Below are 18867 nucleotides of genomic sequence, written 5' to 3' on the forward strand. Positions count from 1 at the left end.
AGTCAGGCATACCCATCGCATGCCTGAGGTTCTCCATGTCCAAGCCGCGATTATCGGTGCCGGTCCCGCCGGACTGATGGCTGCGGAGGTTCTCGCGAAAGGCGGCGTGCGCGTGACCGTGTTTGACGCGACGCCGTCCGCGGGCCGCAAATTCCTGATGGCGGGACGCGGCGGGCTCAATCTGACGCACAGCGAGCCGCTGCCGCAATTTCTCGCGCGCTATGGCGCGGCGGAGTCGCATTTGCAATCCGCCATTGATGCGTTCACGCCGGAGGCCTTGCGAAAGTGGGCTGACGATTTCGGACAGCCGACATTCGTGGGATCGAGCGGGCGGGTGTTTCCGAAAGCGCTGAAGGCATCGCCGCTCCTGCGCGCGTGGCTCAAGCGGCTCGATTTGCTCGGCGTGGCGTTGGCGCTGCGGCATCGCTGGAGCGGTTGGGATAGCGATGGCCGCCTTGAATTTCAGACGCCTGAAGGCAAGCGCGCGGTTGCGGCTGACGCGACGATCATGGCGCTCGGCGGCGCGAGCTGGCCGCGGCTCGGCTCGGACGGCGCGTGGATCGAATATCTCGCAGGCAAGAGCGTTGCTGTCTCGCCGCTGCAACCGGCCAATTGCGCGTTCAGCGTGGCTTGGAGCGAGGTGTTTCGCGATCGTTTCGAAGGTCAGCCGCTGAAGAACGTCGCGCTGTCGTTCGGCTCGCACACCATGCGCGGCGAGGTCCTCATCACCCGTCGCGGTATCGAGGGCGGCGCGATCTACGCCCTTTCGGCGATGCTGCGTGAGCACATCAACGCGTCGGGAAGCGCCGTGCTGAATATCGATCTTCGGCCTGATATTACGACGGCTGAACTCGCGGTCCGCTTGAGCGCATCGCGCGGAAAGCAATCCGCCTCGAACTGGCTACGCAAGGCCGCCGGTCTTTCGCCCGTTGCGATCGGCTTGTTGCAGGAAGCAGCGAGAGCCGCCGGCGTTAGCGCAGCATCGATGCCGCCGCCGGCGCTCGCGGCGTTGATCCGTGCCGTTCCCGTAGTGCTGACCGGAGTAGCGCCGATTGCGCGCGCGATCTCTACCGCCGGCGGCGTTGCGTTCAGCGAACTCGATGAGGATTACATGATCCGCCGGCTGCCGGGCGTGTTCGCCGCCGGCGAAATGCTGGACTGGGAAGCGCCGACCGGCGGGTATCTGTTGCAGGCCTCTTTTGCGACAGGTGCAGCGGCCGGGCGCGGCGCGCTGAAATGGCTGCGGCGCTGATCAAACGCCCTCTATTTCCTCCCGCAGCATTTCCAGCTCCAGCCAGCGATCCTCGGCCTGCTGCAACTCCTCCTGCGCTTTGGTCAGCGCGAGCGAGATCGTGTCGAAGGCCGCGCGATCTGTCGCGTAGAGGTTCGGGTCTTCCAGGCGCTGCTGTTGCTTTGCAATCTCGGCCTGAAGTTTCGCGATGGATTTCGGCAGCGTCTCCAGCGCGTGTTTTTCGTTGAAGGTGAGCCGTCGCTTGCCGGGCGTGGCCGTAGGCGCCGCCTTCGCAGGGCGCTCTGCCTCGGGCACCGGCGCGGATTTCGACGCCTCGCGTTTCAGGTCGGCGCCGCGCTGCGCCAGCATGTCGGTGTAGCCGCCGGCATATTCGATCCATCGGCCATCGCCTTCGGGAACGATCACCGAGGTCACGACGCGATCGAGGAAGTCGCGGTCGTGGCTGATCAGGATCACGGTGCCCTCGTAGTCGCCGAGCATGTCTTCCAGCACGTCGAGCGTTTCCAGGTCGAGGTCGTTGGTCGGCTCGTCCAGCACCAGCAGGTTGGATGGCTTTGCGAGCGCCCGCGCCAGCATCAGCCGGCCGCGCTCGCCGCCGGACAGCACTTCGAGCGGCGTGCGCATCTGCTCCTGCGCAAACAGAAAATCCTTCATGTAGCTGACGACGTGCTTCGGCGTGCCGCCCACCATGACGTGGTCGCCGCGTCCGCCGGTGAGCGCTTCCGCCAGCGTCGATTTCGGGTCGAGGCTTTCGCGGTGCTGGTCGAGCGTCGCCATCTCGATGTTGGCGCCGAGCCGGATCATGCCGCTGTCGGGCGCATCGGCTCCAGTGAGCATGTTGATCAGCGTGGTCTTGCCTACGCCGTTGGGGCCGACGATGCCGATGCGGTCGCCGCGCTGGATGCGGATCGAGAAGTTGTCGACGATCTTCCGGTCACCGTAGCGCTTGCCGATATTTCTTGCCTCGATGACGAGCTTGCCGGACTTGTCGGCCTCCGCCGCGGCGAGGTTGGCGCTGCCGGCGGTGCCGCGATAGTCGCGTCGCTGCCGGCGCAGTTCGTGCAGGCCCGCCAGCCGCTTGACGTTGCGCTTGCGCCGTCCGGAGACGCCGTAACGCAGCCAGTGTTCCTCGGCGACGATCTTGCGGTCGAGCTTGTGCTGGTCGCGCTCTTCCTCGGCCAGCACCTCGTCGCGCCATTCCTCGAATTTCGCGAAGCCGCGGTCGATCTGCCGGATATGGCCGCGATCCAGCCACGCTGTGCTGCGCGAGAGGTTGGACAGGAAGCGCCGGTCGTGGCTGATGAGCACCAGCGCGCAGCGGCGGGACGCCAGTTCTCCCTCCAGCCATTCGATGGTCGTGAGATCGAGATGGTTGGTCGGCTCGTCCAGCAGCAGGATGTCGGGCGAGGGCGCCAGCACCCGCGCCAGCGCCGCGCGCCGGCTTTCGCCGCCCGAGAGATAAGCGGGGTCTTCCTCGCCGGTGAGGCCAAGCTGCTCGACCAGATAACGTGCCTGATAGGGGTCGTCGCCGGGGCCGAGCCCGGCCTCGACATAGGCGAGCGTGGTTTGGAATCCGTCGAAATCCGGTTCCTGCGGCAGATAGCGCACGGTGGCGCCCGGCTGCACGAAGCGGCTGCCGCTGTCGGGCTCGGAAAGGCCGGCGGCGATCCGCAGCAGCGTCGATTTGCCGGAGCCGTTCCGGCCGATCAGGCAGAGCCGCTCGGATTCGAACACCGTGAGTTCCACGCCGCCCAGCAGCGGCGTGCCGCCGAACGTCAGGGCGATATCCTTCAACTGGATCAGCGGCGGCGCCATCGTCTCAGCCCTGCTGCGTATGCGCGCGCTGGATGCGCCGGATGGCCTGGTCCAGCGCCGACAGGAACGCCGAGCGGTCGCGCGGCTGGAACGAGCGCGGGCCGCCGGTGACCTCGCCGCTGGCGCGCAGGTCCGTCATCAGGTTGCGCACCGCCAGCGTCATGCCGATCGACTGTTCCGTGAACGGTTTGCCGTTCGGCGCGATCACGCTGGCGCCCGCCTTGACGCAGCGGCTTGCCAGCGGGATGTCCGCGGTGACGACGATATCGCTCGTGCCGGCGCGTGCCGCGATCCAGTCGTCGGCGGCATCCATGCCGGGTCCGGCCGCGATGCGCTCGATCAGGGGATCGTCGGGTACGCGGATATATCCGCCCGCGACGACGCTGACCGGCAGGCCATGACGCGCGGCGACGCGATAGATCTCGTCCTTCACGGGGCAGGCGTCGGCGTCAACGTAGATGCGAATCGAGGTCAATGGCGGAACATCGCGGGCTGCAAGGCATGGTGGCAGCGCGTGTTACCCCATGTTACGGACGATTGCGATACCGGTTTTTGCAGTGCAATAGCGTTGTGGCTGGGTTGGGGCGCGGACTTTGCATAAGAAAATCCATCAGAACGGCTTGTTGCCGACCGGTTCTCCCAAAATTATCCTCTCGTACCGGAACGCCGGGCCCGAACGACGTCGCGCGGTATGCAGGTGTGCCCGACGCGGCGGTTGCGCTGGTGGTCTGCGCTGCTAAACTTTCCGGGAAAAGACATTGCTCGCCGGCCCAGTGTCCCGAACCGAGGTCCGTCTTGTTGCGCTGCGTCCTCCGTAGCGGACTTCGGTTTCGAAAGGACTGGCGAATTTATGATTCTAGTGTGGTTCAGATTCGGAAGTTCGCTTCAACGACTTGCAGAGACAACGAAGCGAACTCCTGAACCCCCACGCTAGTGGGTCGCGGAAAGACGATTCATGACTGACGATACGCTGCGTCGCGCTGACCCCGAGCTATGCGGCAGCCCGCAGGAACTGGCGGCTGCGATGACCGTGGCCGGGGCTGCCGGCGAGTCCCCGGCTGACGGCTCCGGCGTTTATGCCGCGCTCGATCTCGGCACCAACAACTGCCGTTTATTGATCGCGTGTCCCTCGGGCGCAGGCTTCCGGGTCATCGACTCGTTTTCGCGGATCGTCCGGCTGGGCGAAGGCATATCGTCGACCGGGCGTATCAGCGAGGCAGCGATCGAACGCGCCATCGCCGCGCTCGTCGTCTGCCGAGACAAAATCCGCGCGAGGAAGGCAGGTCGGTTGCGGCTGATCGCGACGGAGGCCTGCAGGGCGGCGTCGAACGCCGAAAGCTTTCGCAGTCGCGTCGCTGCCGCGACCGGCATCGAGCTGGAGGTGATCGACCGGGAAACGGAAGCCGCGCTCGCTGTGGTCGGCTGCTCGCCCTTGATCCATCCGAAAGCGCGCGGCGCGATCCTGTTCGATATCGGCGGCGGCTCGACGGAACTGGTCCGGATCGAACGCGATCGCCAGGGCGGCGACCCGCATAGCAGGGCATGGACGTCGATTCCGATCGGCGTGGTGACGCTGGCCGAGCGCTTCGGCGGGCATGACGTCACGCCGCAGTCCTACGCGGCGATGATAGGGGAAGTTACGGCCAGTCTTGGCGCGTTCGCTGCCGAGCATGGGTTTAATCTCTACGGGATGCACCTTCTCGGAACCTCGGGCACGGTGACCACGCTCGGGGGGCTTCATCTCGGTCTTGCGCGCTACGACCGCCGCAAGGTCGACGGGATCTGGATGAACGACATCGAAGTCAGCCAGGCCATCGCGCGGCTGTGCGGCATGGACTATCAAAAGCGGGTGGCCAACGGCTGTATCGGGGCCGAGCGCGCCGATCTGGTTCTGGCAGGGTGCGCGATCCTGGATGCCATCCGGCGGGCTTTTCCGCTGCCGCGGCTGCGGGTCGCGGATCGCGGGCTGCGCGAGGGCATGCTGGTCGAGATGATGCGCGAGGATGGCGTCATTCAACTGAATTGACTTTTTTTTGTTGTGGCCGGGACATAGCTGTTCAAGGAACGGCGCTGCTTCTCTCGCCTATGCCGGCCATCCACGCCTTTCTTGTAGAGCGAATGTTGGCTAAGACGTGGACCCGCGCGACATCTGTGCGGAGACGCGCATTGCGCTTTAGGGCCATTCCGGTTTTGATAGAATCGGGGCTCTGTTCCCGTCATTGCGAGGAGCGAAGCGACGAAGCAATCCAGATGCTTTAAGTAAGGACTGGATTGCTTCGCTTCGCTCGCAACGACGACGAGTCACGCTTCCATTTGAAGATGAACTGCTCTAGCGCGGGCACGGCGGTTAGACATGGCGAAGGATACCACCGGCCGGCTGCGCGTGACCGTCAAGACCGGCGGCAAGCGGAAGCTGTCGTCCAAACTCTGGCTGGAGCGGCAGCTCAACGATCCCTATGTCGCGCAGGCCAAGCGTGATGGATGGCGCTCGCGCGCCGCCTACAAGCTGATCGAGATGGACGACAAGTATCATGTCCTGAAACCCGGTCTGGCGGTGGTCGATCTCGGCGCGGCGCCCGGCGGCTGGAGCCAGGTCGCGGCCAGGCGCGTCGGCGCAGCCGATGGCAAGGGCAAGGTGATCGCCATCGATCTTCTTGAGATGCCGGAGATCGTCGGCGTGACGTTCGCCCGGCTCGATTTTCTCGATGCCGCGGCGCCCGAAGAGCTGAACACGATGACGGAAGGCGGTGCGGATGTCGTGCTGTCCGACATGGCGGCCAACACCACGGGTCATCGCAAGACCGACCAGCTCCGGATCGTCGGTCTGGTGGAGAGCGCGGCCGCGTTCGCGGCTGACGTGCTGCGGCCCGGAGGGACGTTCATCGCGAAGGTGTTTCAAAGCGGAGCTGACGCCGATCTGTTGGCGCAGCTCAAGCGCGATTACCGGACGGTGCGCCATGTGAAGCCGGCCGCGAGCCGGCAGGACTCCTCGGAACGCTACGTGATGGCGACGGGATTTCGCGGAGGGCGGTAAGGTGTTTGCCGCATAGATGCCGTCATGCCCGCGCTAAAGCGCGAAGCGCGTCTTCGCGCAGATGTCGCGGGGCATCCACGGCTTAACGGCAGTTCAGCAGAAAGACGTGAATGGCCGGGATAAGCCCGGCCATGACGAAGAATGTATAGATTGCCAATGTGATCGAAAAATCCTTCAGCTCAACTTCTGGTCTCGCGCGGTGACGGTCTCGCGGGCGGCTTCTTCCTCGGCCTCGGATTCGCGGGTGGGATCGGAGATCACCACCATGCGTCGTCCTGACACCTGATGGCCGGCATCGGCGGGCATCCTGAAAAAATAATAGAAGGACATCGCGGCGATCACCGAGACCACGAGAAATCCGGGGCCGAAGTCCGCGGCGGTCGGTTCGGTGCTGTGATGGAACAGCATCGCGGCCTCCACCGAAAAGGCGCCGAGCGCGACGCCCGCCGAAATCGCCAGTTGCTGATTGACGCTGGCCAGCGTGGTGGCGCGGCTCATTCGTTCCGGCTCGACGTCGGCATAGGTCAGGGCGTTGATCGCGGTGAATTGCAGCGAGCGGAAGAAGCCGCCGACCACGAGAATGATCATGATCAGCAGCAGTGGCGTGGTGACGGTGAACAGCGCGCAGGCCGCGAGGAAGGCCGAGCTGACGACCGCGTTGACGGTCATGATGTTGCGGAAGCCGAAGGTGCGGATGATCCGGGCGGCGAGCGCCTTCATGCCCATGGCGCCGATGGCCGAGGAGAATGTCACGAGTCCGGAGCCGAACGGCGACAGGCCGAAGCCGATCTGCATCAAAAGCGGCAGCAGGAATGGCAACGCGCCGACGCCGAGACGGAACAGGAATCCGCCGTAGATGCTGGCGCGCAGCGTCGGCAGCCGCAGCAGCGTCAAATCGAGCACAGGCGATTCGGTGCGCCGGGCGTGCATCACATAAAGCGTCATCGAGATCGATCCGACGCCGATCAGTGCGATCACCACCGTCCATGGCAGCAGGTTGAGGCCGGCGACGGACAGGCCGAAGGCGATGCCGCCGAGCCCGACGCCGGCCAGCAACATGCCGTAGAGGTCGAAGCGTTCCGGATTCTCGCTGCGGATCGGATCGATGAAGCGCTGCGCCATGACGATGCCAATGAGGCCGACCGGAATGTTGATCAGGAAGATCCAGTGCCAGGAGAAATAGGTGGTGATGAAGCCGCCGAGCGGCGGGCCGACCACCGGCCCGACCAGTGCGGGCACCGTCACCCACGCCATCGCATTGACGAGCGCGCTCTTGTCTATCGAGCGCAAGAGTACGAGGCGGCCGACCGGCGTCATCATCGCGCCGCCCAACCCTTGCAGGGTTCGTGCGATCACGAAATGCATCACCGATGACGACAGCGCGCAGCCGATCGAGCCGATCATGAACACGGCGATCGCCAGGCTGAAGACGTTGCGCGCGCCGAAGCGGTCCGCGGTCCAGCCGCTCGCTGGAATGAATATCGCGAGCGACAACAGATAGGACGTGATCGCGAGCTTCAGCGTCAACGGGCTGGTGCCGATGTCGGCGGCGATCGCGGGGAGCGAGGTCGCAATCACCGTCGAATCCATGTTTTCCATGAACAGCGCGGTGGCGACGATCAGCAGGATCAGGCGTTCCTTGGTCATGCGGGGTACATGTGAGCAAGCGGAGGGAGGCGGCTGTAGCATCGATCGGGACCAGCGCCTATTGCGCAGCGGGCAGGTATTCCTAAATCCTTGGTGAGTTTTGGGAGGCCGAACCATGATCTACGTGCTTGCCGCCTTGCTGCCGCCGATCGGGCTGTTGTTCAACGGTCAGCCGTTCTCGGCCATCCTGAACGTGGTCCTGATCGTGTTTTGCGCGATTTTTGGGCTGGTTTTCCATATCCTGCTCCTGGTGCCGTCCGCCCACGCGCTGATTGCGGTCCACATGAAGCGGGAGGATCGCCGGCACCGCGAGGTGGTCGATGCGATCCGGGAACATGGGCCGCCGCCCGGCTTTCCGCGCTGAACGTCAAGGGAAAACCCTCTGCATGGCTGTCAAATGCTTTGATTCCAAGGGCTGCCGTGCTATCGACCACCGCCAACCCAGTTGATGGAACCCGATTCAACGGCGACGCCAAGGTGTCGCTGGCCGGTCAATTCCATCCTGATAGGTTTCGCGGCGACCATGCCGCTCAATGGAGTTGGCGATGGCGCGTGCAAACGGATTTCGGGAACTCAAGGAAGCCTATACCTTCGATGACGTGCTGCTGAAGCCCGGCGCGTCCGATATCCTGCCTTCCGAGGCCGATATCCGCTCCCGCGTGACCCGCGACATTCCGCTCAACATCCCGATCATGGCCTCGGCCATGGATACCGTCACCGAGGCGCGCATGGCGATCGCCATGGCGAAGGCCGGCGGCCTTGGCGTCATCCACCGCAACTTCGATGCGGAGGGCCAGGCCGCGCAGGTGCGGCAGGTGAAGAAGTTCGAGTCCGGCATGGTGGTCAATCCGCTGACCATCGGTCCCGATGCGATGCTGTCCGACGCGCTGGCGCTGATGAACGATCATGGTTTCTCCGGCATTCCGGTGGTGAGCGGCGGCAGCGCGACCGCGCCGGGCAAGCTCGTCGGCATCCTGACCAATCGCGACGTCCGCTTCGCCACCGACCCGCGGCAGAAAATTTCCGAACTGATGACGCATGAAAATCTCGTGACGGTGCGCGAGGGGGTCAGCCAGGAAGAAGCCAAGCGGGTGCTGCACAAACACCGCATCGAGAAACTGCTGGTCGTCGACGACCATTATCGCTGCGTCGGCCTCATCACCGTCAAGGACATGGAAAAGGCGGTGGCGCATCCGCTGGCCTGCAAGGATGCGCAGGGGCGGCTGCGCGTCGCGGCGGCGACCACGGTCGGCGAAGGCGGTTTTGAACGGACCGAGCGCCTGATCGACGCCGGCGTCGACCTGATCGTGGTGGATACCGCCCACGGCCATTCCAGCCGCGTGCTCGAAGCGGTCAACCGCATCAAGCGGCTGTCGAACGCGGTGCAGGTGATCGCCGGCAACATCGCCACCACGGAAGGCGCGCAGGCGCTGATCGATTCCGGCGCCGACGCCATCAAGGTCGGCATCGGCCCGGGCTCGATCTGCACCACGCGTATCGTGGCCGGCGTCGGGGTGCCGCAGCTCACCGCCATCATGGATGCGGTCGATGCGGCGAGGAAGGCCGACGTGCCTGTCATCGCCGACGGCGGCATCAAGTATTCCGGCGATCTCGCCAAGGCGCTCGCCGCCGGCGCGGATATCGTCATGGTCGGCTCGCTGCTTGCGGGCACCGACGAAACGCCGGGCGAGGTGTATCTGTGGCAGGGCCGCTCCTATAAGGCTTATCGCGGCATGGGGTCGGTCGGTGCGATGTCGCGCGGCTCCGCCGATCGCTATTTCCAGCAAGACATCAAGGATACGCTGAAACTCGTTCCCGAGGGGATCGAGGGGCAGGTGCCTTACAAGGGGCCGGTCGGCAACGTCATGCACCAGCTCGCCGGCGGCTTGCGCGCGGCCATGGGCTATGTCGGCGCGCGCAACATCACCGAATTTCACGACAAGGCGCGTTTCGTCCGCATCACCGGCGCGGGCTTGCGCGAAAGCCATGTCCACGACGTCACCATCACGCGGGAAAGCCCGAACTATCCCGGCGGCGCCTGACGCCGATCGCCCAAATTGAGCCGCACAGCGGCGCGAAAACACCTTACTGTGCGTACCGTGCAACCCTGTCTGGGTGGCTGCGTCGTTTTCCTGGAATGACATCACGGTTCCATTCAGCAGAGAATCTGGAAACATGATCGATTGGACGGATGACAGGATAGCAGCGCTGTCGGATTCCGACCTGAAAAACCTGCTTGCCAATGCGGAGCGGAAATCGGTCGATGACCTCGTCTCACGATGCCAGGCGGAACTCGATAAGCGAGGTACGGTGAGGCCGCGCAAGGCCGCGAAGCCCCGCACCGAATTGAAGGATTTCGAGCATGAAATGTCGGCGCAGCTTGTCGGCGTCGGCCGGCGGATGGCGGAGAAATACGATCTGTCGGAGGAGACGGCGAAGGCGAAATCGGCGGGCGTGAAGGGTTTTCGTGCGCACAAACTGGTGGGCAAGGATGGTCAGGCCAAGCTCGGCGGCCATCAACGGGACGGATCGGTTGCTGTTGACCGTTATATTTCCTATCGGCGAGGCAATGATATCGTGACGCTCGGCGTATGGTTGCCGAAAGATGCGCCGCTCGAGGATCGCGAATTCCATGTGAGTGCGCCTGTCGCTGCCATCGAAGGCGGCCTCTCGTTTGCTGAGGTGCGGCCCGGTGTCGAAAACGAGTTGCAGTCCGGCAGGGCTATCGCGACCTTCAAGGACCTCGAGAGCGCAGCGGAGGCCTTCGACAAGGCGTTGGCGAAAATTGCGGCCTGAAGATCTCGTCCAAGCGCAGCGAGCTTGATCGGTATTGACTGGAGCGCCATGTCGGAATCTGACGCGCTCGCGCGGGTTGGGCTGGCCGACGCATAGGCAGATCACCGCTCAGGTTGGCGGGAACGGGAGAAACGATGTCTGTTCAAGTGGTGCTGCTGCCGGTGTTCGTGCTTATCGGGCTGGCGTTCGCATTGTTGCTGGGGATGGCGTTCGCGCGCACGAAGTCCTTGAGGTCCGGCGAGACCCGGTTCAAGGACATCGCCCTTCGCGAACCGAACTGGCCGGTTCGCGCCACCCAGATCGCGAACTGCTTCAGCAACCAGTTCGAAGCGCCGGTGCTGTTTTATGTCCTGATCGCGCTGGCATTGCCGCTGCGTCACGCCGACCTTGTCATTGTCGTGCTGTCGTGGGTATTTGTCCTCACGCGGTTCGTCCATGCCGGCATCTTTGTGACATCGAACAACGTCCCGCGGCGGGGAATGGCGTGGTTTGCGGGAGTGGTGGTGCTGATGGCGATGTGGATTTATTTCGCGCTGCGCATCCTGCTCGTGTAAGCGCCGCGTCTCCAATCGAAAGTCAGCCATGACGCCAGCCGCGCGGCTCTCCGCCGCCATTGAAGTGATCGAGGCTATCGACAGCCAGCGGGTGCCGGCTGCGAAGGCGCTGAAGGAATGGGGCACCGCCCACCGCTTCGCCGGCTCCGGTGACCGCGCCGCGATCTCGGGGCTGGTCTATGACGTGCTGCGTCGTCAATCCTCCAGCGCCTGGATCATGGATGACGACACGCCGCGCGCGCGCCTGCTCGGAATGCTGAGGCTGGAGCGGGGGCGGGACATCGATGTGATCGCGGCGCTGTGCGATGGCAGCCGCTTCGCGCCCGAACCGCTCTCCGGCGCCGAGCGAGCCGCGCTGGCCTCGCGCAGCGTCGCGGATGCGCCCGCTCACATCGCCGGCGACTATCCCGAATGGCTGGACGGCTACCTGGCGGAGGCGTTCGGCGATGACCGTGCGGCGGAGGCCGCGGCGATGGCGAGCCGAGCGCCGCTCGACCTGCGCGTCAATACGCTGAAGGCCAAACGCGAGAAGGTGCTGGGCCGGCTGCGTCATCTCGGTGCATCGGCGACGCCATGGTCGCCGCTGGGCTTGAGAATCGCGCTCGGCGCCGATGCCCGCAATCCGGGCATCCACGCCGAGGAGGATTTCATCAAGGGCGCCGTCGAGGTCCAGGACGAGGGCTCGCAGCTCGCGGCGCTGCTGTCTGGCGCAAAACCCGGCGAGCAGGTGATCGACCTTTGCGCCGGGGCCGGCGGCAAGACCCTGGCGCTGGCGGCCATGATGCAGGGCAGGGGCCGTCTCATTGCGAGCGACCGCGACAAGCGGCAGCTCGCGCCGATCCACGAACGGTTGTCCCGTGCCGGGGTTCATAACGCGGAGGTCCGCTCTCCAAAGGGGGAGGAGGATCCGCTGTCCGATATCAACGCGTCCGCCGATCTCGTGCTGATCGATGCGCCCTGCACCGGGACCGGCACCTGGCGGCGCAACCCGGACGCGAAATGGCGGATGCGGCCGGGCGCGCTCGAGGTGCGTTTGAAAGACCAGGCGGAAGTGCTTGACCGTGCTGCCGCTTTGGTCAAACCGGGCGGCCGCCTCGCCTATATCACCTGTTCGGTGTTGCCGCAGGAAAATGGCGAGCAAATCCGGAAGTTTATCGGCCGACATCCAGATTTCACGGTAACGCCGCCGTCGCAGACCGCTGGCGTGCTGTGGGACAGGACCGACGACTTTCTCGCCGCGGTTTACCTCTCGGACGAGGGGCTTTTGATGACGCCGCGCCGGACGGGAACGGATGGGTTTTTTGTGTCGATTCTGGCAAAGCGTTGACTGAAAGCTTTCGTCATGCCCGGCCGTGTGCCGGGCATCCACGTCTTGCCTTCGGCCTCGCATCAAAAGCGTGGATGGCCGGACAAGCCTGGCCATGACGCGTTTTGGCGGTTGCGACGCCGATGCCGGTCGCGTAATTCCTCGCCATGACAGCCTCCAGCAAAGCCTCCGCGTCAGCATCCAGCCCCTCCGCCGACGCGACCTCGGCGCACGACAAAATTCTCATCGTCGATTTCGGCAGCCAGGTCACGCAACTGATCGCCCGGCGCGTGCGCGAGGAAGGAGTCTATTCGGAAATCGTCCCGTTCCAGAAGGCGGAAGCGGCTTTTCTTGAGATGAGGCCGAAGGCGGTGATCCTGTCCGGCGGACCTGCCTCGGTGCTCGACAAGGATGCGCCGGCGGCGCCGATGTCGATCCTCAAGGCGGGCGTGCCCGTGCTCGGCATCTGCTACGGCGAGCAGACCATGGCCCAGCAACTCGGCGGCACTGTCGAAGCTGGCCATCACCGCGAATTCGGCCGCGCCGCCATCGAGGTCACCGATGCTTGTGCGCTGTTCGACGGCGTCTGGGAGAAGGGCGGCAGATACGACGTCTGGATGAGCCATGGCGACCGCGTCACCAAGCTGCCGGATGGCTTCCGCGCGGTGGCGAGGGCACCCGGCTCGCCAATCGCGGTCATCGCTGACGACGCGCGCAGGTTCTATGCCATGCAATTCCACCCCGAGGTGGTGCACACGCCCGATGGCGCGAAACTGATCCGCAATTTCGTCCGCAAGGTCGCAGGGTTGACAGGCGACTGGACGATGCGCGCGTTTCGCGAGGAGGCGATCGAGAAGATCCGCGCTCAGGTTGGCAAGGGCCGGGTGATCTGCGGTCTGTCCGGCGGTGTCGATTCATCGGTGGCGGCGATCCTGATCCACGAGGCGATTGGCGACCAGCTCACTTGCGTGTTTGTCGATCACGGCATGCTGCGCAAGGACGAGGGCAGGACGGTGGTGGATCTGTTCCGCCATCACTACAACATTCCGCTGGTTCACGTTGATGCGTCGAAGCAATTTTTGAGCGAACTCGCCGGCGCCACCGACCCCGAAGCGAAGCGCAAGACCATCGGACGTCTGTTCATCGATGTGTTCGAGGCCGAGGCCAAAAAGATCGCAGCCTTGGGAAAAGGATCGGCGGAATTCCTGGCGCAGGGCACGCTCTATCCCGATGTGATCGAGAGCGTGTCGTTCACCGGCGGTCCGTCGGTGACGATCAAGTCGCACCACAATGTCGGTGGACTTCCGGCCCGCATGAACATGAAGCTGGTCGAGCCGCTGCGCGAACTCTTCAAGGACGAGGTGCGTGTATTGGGGCGCGAACTCGGGTTGCCGGAGATTTTCGTCGGCCGCCATCCGTTCCCCGGTCCGGGGCTCGCGATCCGTTGCCCCGGCGAGATCACCCGCGAAAAACTCGACATCCTGCGCGAGGCCGACGCCGTCTACATCGACCAGATTCGCAAGGCTGGGCTCTACGATGAGATTTGGCAGGCGTTCGCCGTGCTGCTGCCGGTCAAGACGGTCGGCGTGATGGGCGACGGCCGCACCTACGACTATGTGATCGGCCTGCGCGCGGTGACCTCGACCGATGGCATGACCGCCGACTTCTATCCGTTCGACATGCGCTTCCTCGGCGAAACCGCAACACGCATCATCAACGAGGTGAATGGCGTCAACCGTGTCGTCTACGACGTGACGTCGAAGCCGCCGGGTACGATCGAGTGGGAGTAGGGGGGCGTAGTTTTGAGTGCTTCATCGTAGTTTTTGCGAAAGAGCCGAAGCTTGCAGGATCATTCCATTCACTATTGACCACCTATCACTGTTAGCGATGATTGATCGGCCGACAGATCCCGCAAGGCGGAAAGGCGCCGAAATAGATCCCTCCCTGGGAAATGGCTGATGAGCCACGCAGAAATATTGCGTCGTAAGAACACGCGCGATCCTGCCGATCGCTGGCGAATTCTTTAAACTTATTGTTTTAGCAACTCTGCCTTCACGCTGCCTGCGATTACCTGCCGAACCAGCGTCCACGGCCGTACCAACCGCCGCCGCCAAGGAGCAGAAGGAGGACTACAATGATGAGAATGGTGGTGATATCCATGATATTAGACCCTCGTGGCAGTGCGTTACGCATTTGCTGCGTCAGATGATGCACTCCAACACTAACGTTCAGTATCGTTGTTTCGTTCCGTCGATATGAAGCGTAAGGCGCTCTGCACCTCGCTCAGTCGCGAGGTTCCCAGGAAATACGGCGATGCAGGCGGCCGGACAGACGCCATCTCGCGGAATGAAACAAGCTTTTGCTGGTCCTCATCCCAAAGAACCTTGCGCACACAGCGAAGGCTCTGGAATAGGGTCAGTCGTCCGACGGCAGCAAGCTGCGGATGATCCCGCAACACCTGTGGCAGCCGATAATAAGGAATCCGGCTGCACAGATGATGGACGTGGTGGACGCCTATATTAGCGGTAAACCAGCGCAAGACGATTGGCAGGTCATAGTGCGAGCTGCCGTGCAGTCCGGCTTCGTGAAAATTCCACCTTTCGTCATGAGCCCAAAACGTGTCCTCGAACTGGTGCTGGACATAGAACAGCCAGACGCCGATCGAGGCGGCGAGAAGGGTGATCGGCAACTGTACAAGGAGGAATGGACCGACGCCGACCAGCCAGATCAGGGTCGCGGCCAGAACCGCGATTGCGACATTTGTCGCCATCGCGCTTATCCAGGGTTGCCAGCCGCTGCGCATCAGTCCCATCGGCAGCCGGTGCTGCAAGATGAATAGATACGCGGGGCCTATGCCGAACATCACGATCGGATGCCGGTACAAGCGGTACAACAGCCGGCGTCCCTTGGGCAGCGCCAGGAATTCGCGCGCGGTCAGTGTATCGATGTCGCCGATTCCACGGCGATCGAGATTGCCCGAGCCTGCATGATGCAAGGTGTGGGCGCGCCGCCAGACGTCGTACGGCGTCAATGTCAGCACGCCGATGATACGCCCAACCCAATCGTTCGTGAGGCGGTGGCGGAAGAACGATCCGTGGCCGCAATCGTGCTGGATCATAAAGAGACGCACGAGGAGGCCTGCAGCCGGCACGGCAAGCAGCAGGCCAATCCAATAGCCGGCATCGAGGGCCGCCCATATCAGAACCCACAGGAGGGCAAACGGCGCTGCCGTGATCACGACCTCGAAGACGCTTCGCGCGGAATCCGGTTCGCGATAGCGGGCGAGAGCCTGTGCCAGCGCCCTGGAATCGGACGTGGTGTGAATATTGATCGCGTGTTGATCCATGCGCAGATACCTAACCAAGGTTGACCTATTGGGCCAGACCTTGTCTGTCAGTCACTCCGGGGCCCTCTCAGATCAGAGCCGTCCCGTGACAAGGAGAACGACGATGCCGATCACTATGATGCTGATGATCCCGACGCCTCCATGACCAAAGCCACAGCACCGCAGGCGCCTGATCGGCATTGCTGAACTGTCGGCATGGATGCTGAGAATGCCGATCGCCGTTTCGATCAAAGCGCAGCATTCGCCGATGTCGGTTTTAATCGTACCAAAAGGGACGGAGACGATCTGGTCAAAATTGCTCATTATGTCCGCACGCGCGAGGAGCGCTCATATTGAGGACGTCACATGGCAGGTCGGGCGTCGATCATACGCGGACCTTCGGTTCGGCGCCGTCCGTTAAGGGGGCATGTCGACAAATCGTGGTATTGATTGAAGTCTGGATGATCCCGCGCGTCGCTGATCCGACACCGTGGCCGCGGAAAGTCAATGATACCCCACGGACATCACATAGTCGCGCAGCAGAACTTCTTCGTATTCGACCTCTTCGAGGAGAACCTCAAGCGCATCGCGTGCATTGAGAACTCCGATCGGTTGTGAGGTTTCGTTCACGGCCGGGATATTCTTCAGGCCGCGCTGCTTCATGACCGACCAGGCATCGTGCAACAGGTCGCCGGGGCGGCTGAGAATGACGGCCCGCGTCATGACGTTCGCTGCCGCCATCGTGCATCCGGGGCCTCCGCACCGTCCGATCTGACGGACCACGTCCGTCTTGGTGATGACGCCGGTCAGCTTGCCGTGGGGATCGCACATGACGACGATATCGGTTTGGTTCTCACCGAGGATCTTTGCCGCGCGATGAGCGACGAACTGCCGGCGGGCCTGAAAGCCTACAAGCGTACACCCGTGTTCGATCAGGACACTCTGCCGAAAGGGCTGCGTCGCGAGCACCGTACAAAGGCTGGCGTCTGGGCGCTGATCCATGTGCTCGAAGGCCGCCTGCGTTACCGGACTCTCGATCCGCCGAGCGAAACCGTCCTCACGCCAGAGAAACCCGGCATCATACAGCCCGAACAGCCTCACGAGGTCGAACCGCTTGGGTCGATGCGGATGTTCGTTGAGTTCTACGCCGTTGAAGACCCGCCGGCCGCATAACCGGATGGAGAAGTCCGCGTTGGGGCATGTACGCCGCGTAACCTTCAGCAGTGAGGGCTATCGATAGCCAGCGGCCTGCAACTCGAAGAGCTCGGCATAGCGACCCGCCTGCGAGACAAGTTCCTCATGCGTCCCAGAGGCTTCGACCGTGCCGTCGGCAAGCACAAGGATGCGGTCCGCCATGCGCACGCTGGAAAAGCGGTGCGAGATCAGGATCGCGGTCTTGCCTTGGCTCAGCTCCTTGAAGCGCCGGAATACTTCGTATTCGGAGCGGGCGTCGAGCGCGGCTGTGGGCTCGTCGAGGATTAGCACCTCCGCCTTGCGCATATAGGCGCGTGCGATCGCGATCTTCTGCCATTCGCCGCCCGAAAGCTCGACGCCGTTGCGGAATCGCTTGCCGATCATCTGGTCGTAGTTCGCGGGGAGCTTCGCCATGACCTCGTCGGCCTGGCTGCGCTCCGCCGCCCGCGCGACGCGTGCGCGGTCGTCCCGCGCGTCTATCCGTCCCACCGCGATATTGTCGGCGGCGCTGAGATTATAGCGGACGAAATCCTGGAAGATCACACCCATGTTCCCGCGCAGTGCGTCGAGGTCGTATTCGCGCAGGTCGCGGCCGTCGAGCAGGATGCGGCCTTCGTCCGGATCGTAGAGGCGGGTGAGGAGCTTCACGAGCGTGGTCTTGCCCGCACCGTTCTCGCCGACGAGCGCGAGGACTTCGCCGGCATGGAGCGTGAAACTGAGATGCCGCACGGCCCAGCGCTCCGCACCCGGATAGCGGAAGCCCACGTCTTCGAATACGAAGCCCTCGCGGATCGGCAGCGGAAACGGCTGCGGATTGTCCGGCGACAGGATTTCCGGCTTGACCTCGAAGAAGCTGAACAGGTCGTCGAGATAGAGCGCCTGGCCCGCGGTGCTCGAGAAACTCGCGAGCAGCCCCTCGATCAGGTTGCGCAGGCGCCGGAACGAGCCGGCGAGGAAGGTGAGGTCGCCGATCGAGAACGCGCCCGCGAGCGTGCGCCAGGCGATATAGGCATAGGCGACGTAATAGCCGATCGTGCCGACCGCGGTGAACAGCCCGCCCCAGCCGGCGCGCCGCAGCGCGAGCCTGCGATTGGCCGCGTAGAAGGCCGTGGCAAGCCGCACATAGCGGTCGATCAGGAAGCCGTTGAGGCCGAAGATCTTGACCTCCTTGGCGGTCTCGACGCTCGCCGCGGTTTGCCGCACATAGTCGAGTTCGCGCCGTTCCGGCGTGCGGGCATAGTCGAGCGAATAGCTCTGTGCGTTGAAATGCGCCTCGCCGAGGAAGGCCGGCACCAGCGCCACAACCAGGAGCAAGATCAGCCAAGGCGCGTAGATGATCAGGCCAGCGGCGAAGCTCACCACGGTCACGATGTCCTGCACCTGCGCGAGCAATTGTCCGAGCAACGTCATCCGGCCGCTGGTCTGGCGGCGCGCGCGCTCGAGCTGATCCTGGAATTCTGCGTCCTCGAAATCCTCCAGGTCGAGCGTCGCGGCGTGCTCCATCAGGCGTACGCTCAGGGCATTGGACAGGCGTTCCGAGAGCAGGCTGTCGATGAACGAGACGATGCGCCCGAGAATGTCGGCGAGGATGGCGAGCGCGAACTCTGCAATAAGGAGAATGCCGAGCCAGTTCGCGAGGCCGCTGTCGAGCCATTCCTGTAGCGTCCCCGGCTTGTCCGGTACCTGCACCAGAGCCACGACTTCGTCGATGATCAGCTTGCCTATAAAGAGTGTGACGATCGGCAGCAGCGCCCGCTTCAGCCGCAACACCAGCGTCGCCGCGGTCAGGCCCGGGCTTGTGCGCCACACCATCGCAAGGAAAGGCCGAAGATTCCTGAGTGCGCCGAACCGCTCCCGGAAGGACCGGGCATTCGGCAAAGTCGGCCCTCCCGGCATGGGGGCTGCCGCTCCCGGCGCAATCCGGCCGCCGTTGCTGTAGCTCCT

The 18867-nt window shown here is 63.6% G+C and carries 17 protein-coding genes; 10 read left to right on the forward strand and 7 right to left on the reverse strand.

The window, feature by feature from the left end; genetic code table 11:
* Positions 1-19: 19 nt before the first annotated feature.
* Positions 20-1252 (forward strand): BaiN/RdsA family NAD(P)/FAD-dependent oxidoreductase, encoded by a 1233-nt coding sequence (locus tag ACMDCM_RS03990; protein WP_412772360.1) that lies wholly within the window; start codon positions 20-22, stop codon positions 1250-1252.
* Here the strand turns inward: ACMDCM_RS03990 and ACMDCM_RS03995 are convergent, their stop codons facing one another.
* The gene (locus tag ACMDCM_RS03995) at positions 1253-3067 is read right to left on the reverse strand and encodes an ABC-F family ATP-binding cassette domain-containing protein (protein ID WP_412772361.1); all 1815 of its coding nucleotides are present in this window, start codon (positions 3065-3067) and stop codon (positions 1253-1255) included.
* 4 nt (positions 3068-3071) lie between these two features.
* Complete coding sequence (locus ACMDCM_RS04000) at positions 3072-3542, reverse strand: YaiI/YqxD family protein (protein ID WP_412772362.1); 471 nt, start codon at positions 3540-3542, stop codon at positions 3072-3074.
* Between the two features lie 549 nt (positions 3543-4091).
* Here ACMDCM_RS04000 and ACMDCM_RS04005 point away from each other — a divergent pair.
* Positions 4092-5093: a Ppx/GppA phosphatase family protein gene (locus ACMDCM_RS04005; RefSeq protein WP_412774658.1), complete on the forward strand. Its 1002-nt coding sequence runs from the start codon at positions 4092-4094 to the stop codon at positions 5091-5093.
* A gap of 327 nt (positions 5094-5420) precedes the next feature.
* On the forward strand, positions 5421-6101 hold the full coding sequence (locus ACMDCM_RS04010; protein ID WP_412772363.1) for an RlmE family RNA methyltransferase: 681 nt from the start codon (positions 5421-5423) through the stop codon (positions 6099-6101).
* Positions 6102-6275: 174 nt separating this feature from the next.
* On the opposite strand, the gene ACMDCM_RS04015 is transcribed toward ACMDCM_RS04010, so the two are convergent.
* Positions 6276-7748: a DHA2 family efflux MFS transporter permease subunit gene (locus ACMDCM_RS04015; RefSeq protein WP_412772364.1), complete on the reverse strand. Its 1473-nt coding sequence runs from the start codon at positions 7746-7748 to the stop codon at positions 6276-6278.
* Between the two features lie 115 nt (positions 7749-7863).
* Here ACMDCM_RS04015 and ACMDCM_RS04020 point away from each other — a divergent pair, with 115 nt between their 5' ends.
* The 6 genes from ACMDCM_RS04020 (at position 7864) to guaA (ending at position 14194) form a co-directional block, all read left to right on the forward strand.
* Positions 7864-8112 (forward strand): hypothetical protein, encoded by a 249-nt coding sequence (locus ACMDCM_RS04020; RefSeq protein WP_412772365.1) that lies wholly within the window; start codon positions 7864-7866, stop codon positions 8110-8112.
* A gap of 181 nt (positions 8113-8293) precedes the next feature.
* Positions 8294-9790, forward strand: a complete 1497-nt coding sequence (guaB, locus tag ACMDCM_RS04025; protein ID WP_412772366.1) for an IMP dehydrogenase — start codon at positions 8294-8296, stop codon at positions 9788-9790.
* 133 nt (positions 9791-9923) lie between these two features.
* Complete coding sequence (locus ACMDCM_RS04030; RefSeq protein ID WP_412772367.1) at positions 9924-10544, forward strand: hypothetical protein; 621 nt, start codon at positions 9924-9926, stop codon at positions 10542-10544.
* 134 nt (positions 10545-10678) lie between these two features.
* Positions 10679-11098, forward strand: coding sequence for an MAPEG family protein (locus tag ACMDCM_RS04035; protein WP_412772368.1), 420 nt, complete (start codon positions 10679-10681; stop codon positions 11096-11098).
* Positions 11099-11126: 28 nt separating this feature from the next.
* Positions 11127-12425 carry an RsmB/NOP family class I SAM-dependent RNA methyltransferase gene (locus ACMDCM_RS04040; RefSeq protein ID WP_412772369.1) on the forward strand — a complete coding sequence of 433 codons (1299 nt, stop codon included), beginning with the start codon at positions 11127-11129 and terminating at the stop codon, positions 12423-12425.
* A 146-nt stretch (positions 12426-12571) separates the two neighbouring features.
* Complete coding sequence (gene guaA, locus ACMDCM_RS04045) at positions 12572-14194, forward strand: glutamine-hydrolyzing GMP synthase (protein ID WP_412772370.1); 1623 nt, start codon at positions 12572-12574, stop codon at positions 14192-14194.
* A 431-nt stretch (positions 14195-14625) separates the two neighbouring features.
* Here the strand turns inward: guaA and ACMDCM_RS04050 are convergent, their stop codons facing one another.
* The 3 genes from ACMDCM_RS04050 to ACMDCM_RS04060 all read right to left on the reverse strand — a co-directional run bounded on the left by ACMDCM_RS04050 (position 14626) and on the right by ACMDCM_RS04060 (position 16698).
* Positions 14626-15750 carry a fatty acid desaturase gene (locus ACMDCM_RS04050; protein ID WP_412772371.1) on the reverse strand — a complete coding sequence of 375 codons (1125 nt, stop codon included), beginning with the start codon at positions 15748-15750 and terminating at the stop codon, positions 14626-14628.
* Positions 15751-15822: 72 nt separating this feature from the next.
* The gene (locus tag ACMDCM_RS04055) at positions 15823-16053 is read right to left on the reverse strand and encodes a hypothetical protein (protein WP_412772372.1); all 231 of its coding nucleotides are present in this window, start codon (positions 16051-16053) and stop codon (positions 15823-15825) included.
* Between the two features lie 180 nt (positions 16054-16233).
* Complete coding sequence (locus ACMDCM_RS04060; protein WP_412772373.1) at positions 16234-16698, reverse strand: CBS domain-containing protein; 465 nt, start codon at positions 16696-16698, stop codon at positions 16234-16236.
* On the opposite strand from ACMDCM_RS04060, the gene ACMDCM_RS04065 reads away from it, so the two are divergent.
* The gene (locus ACMDCM_RS04065) at positions 16606-16902 is read left to right on the forward strand and encodes a DUF1971 domain-containing protein (RefSeq protein WP_412772374.1); all 297 of its coding nucleotides are present in this window, start codon (positions 16606-16608) and stop codon (positions 16900-16902) included. The two genes, ACMDCM_RS04060 and ACMDCM_RS04065, sit on opposite strands and share 93 nt — an antisense overlap.
* Positions 16903-16959: 57 nt before the next feature.
* Here ACMDCM_RS04065 and ACMDCM_RS04070 read toward each other — a convergent pair whose 3' ends face one another.
* Complete coding sequence (locus tag ACMDCM_RS04070; protein WP_412774659.1) at positions 16960-18819, reverse strand: ABC transporter ATP-binding protein; 1860 nt, start codon at positions 18817-18819, stop codon at positions 16960-16962.
* Between the last annotated feature and the right edge of the window lie 48 nt (positions 18820-18867).

The sequence above is a fragment of the Nitrobacter sp. genome, assembly GCF_047149785.1.
Classification (GTDB): domain Bacteria; phylum Pseudomonadota; class Alphaproteobacteria; order Rhizobiales; family Xanthobacteraceae; genus Nitrobacter.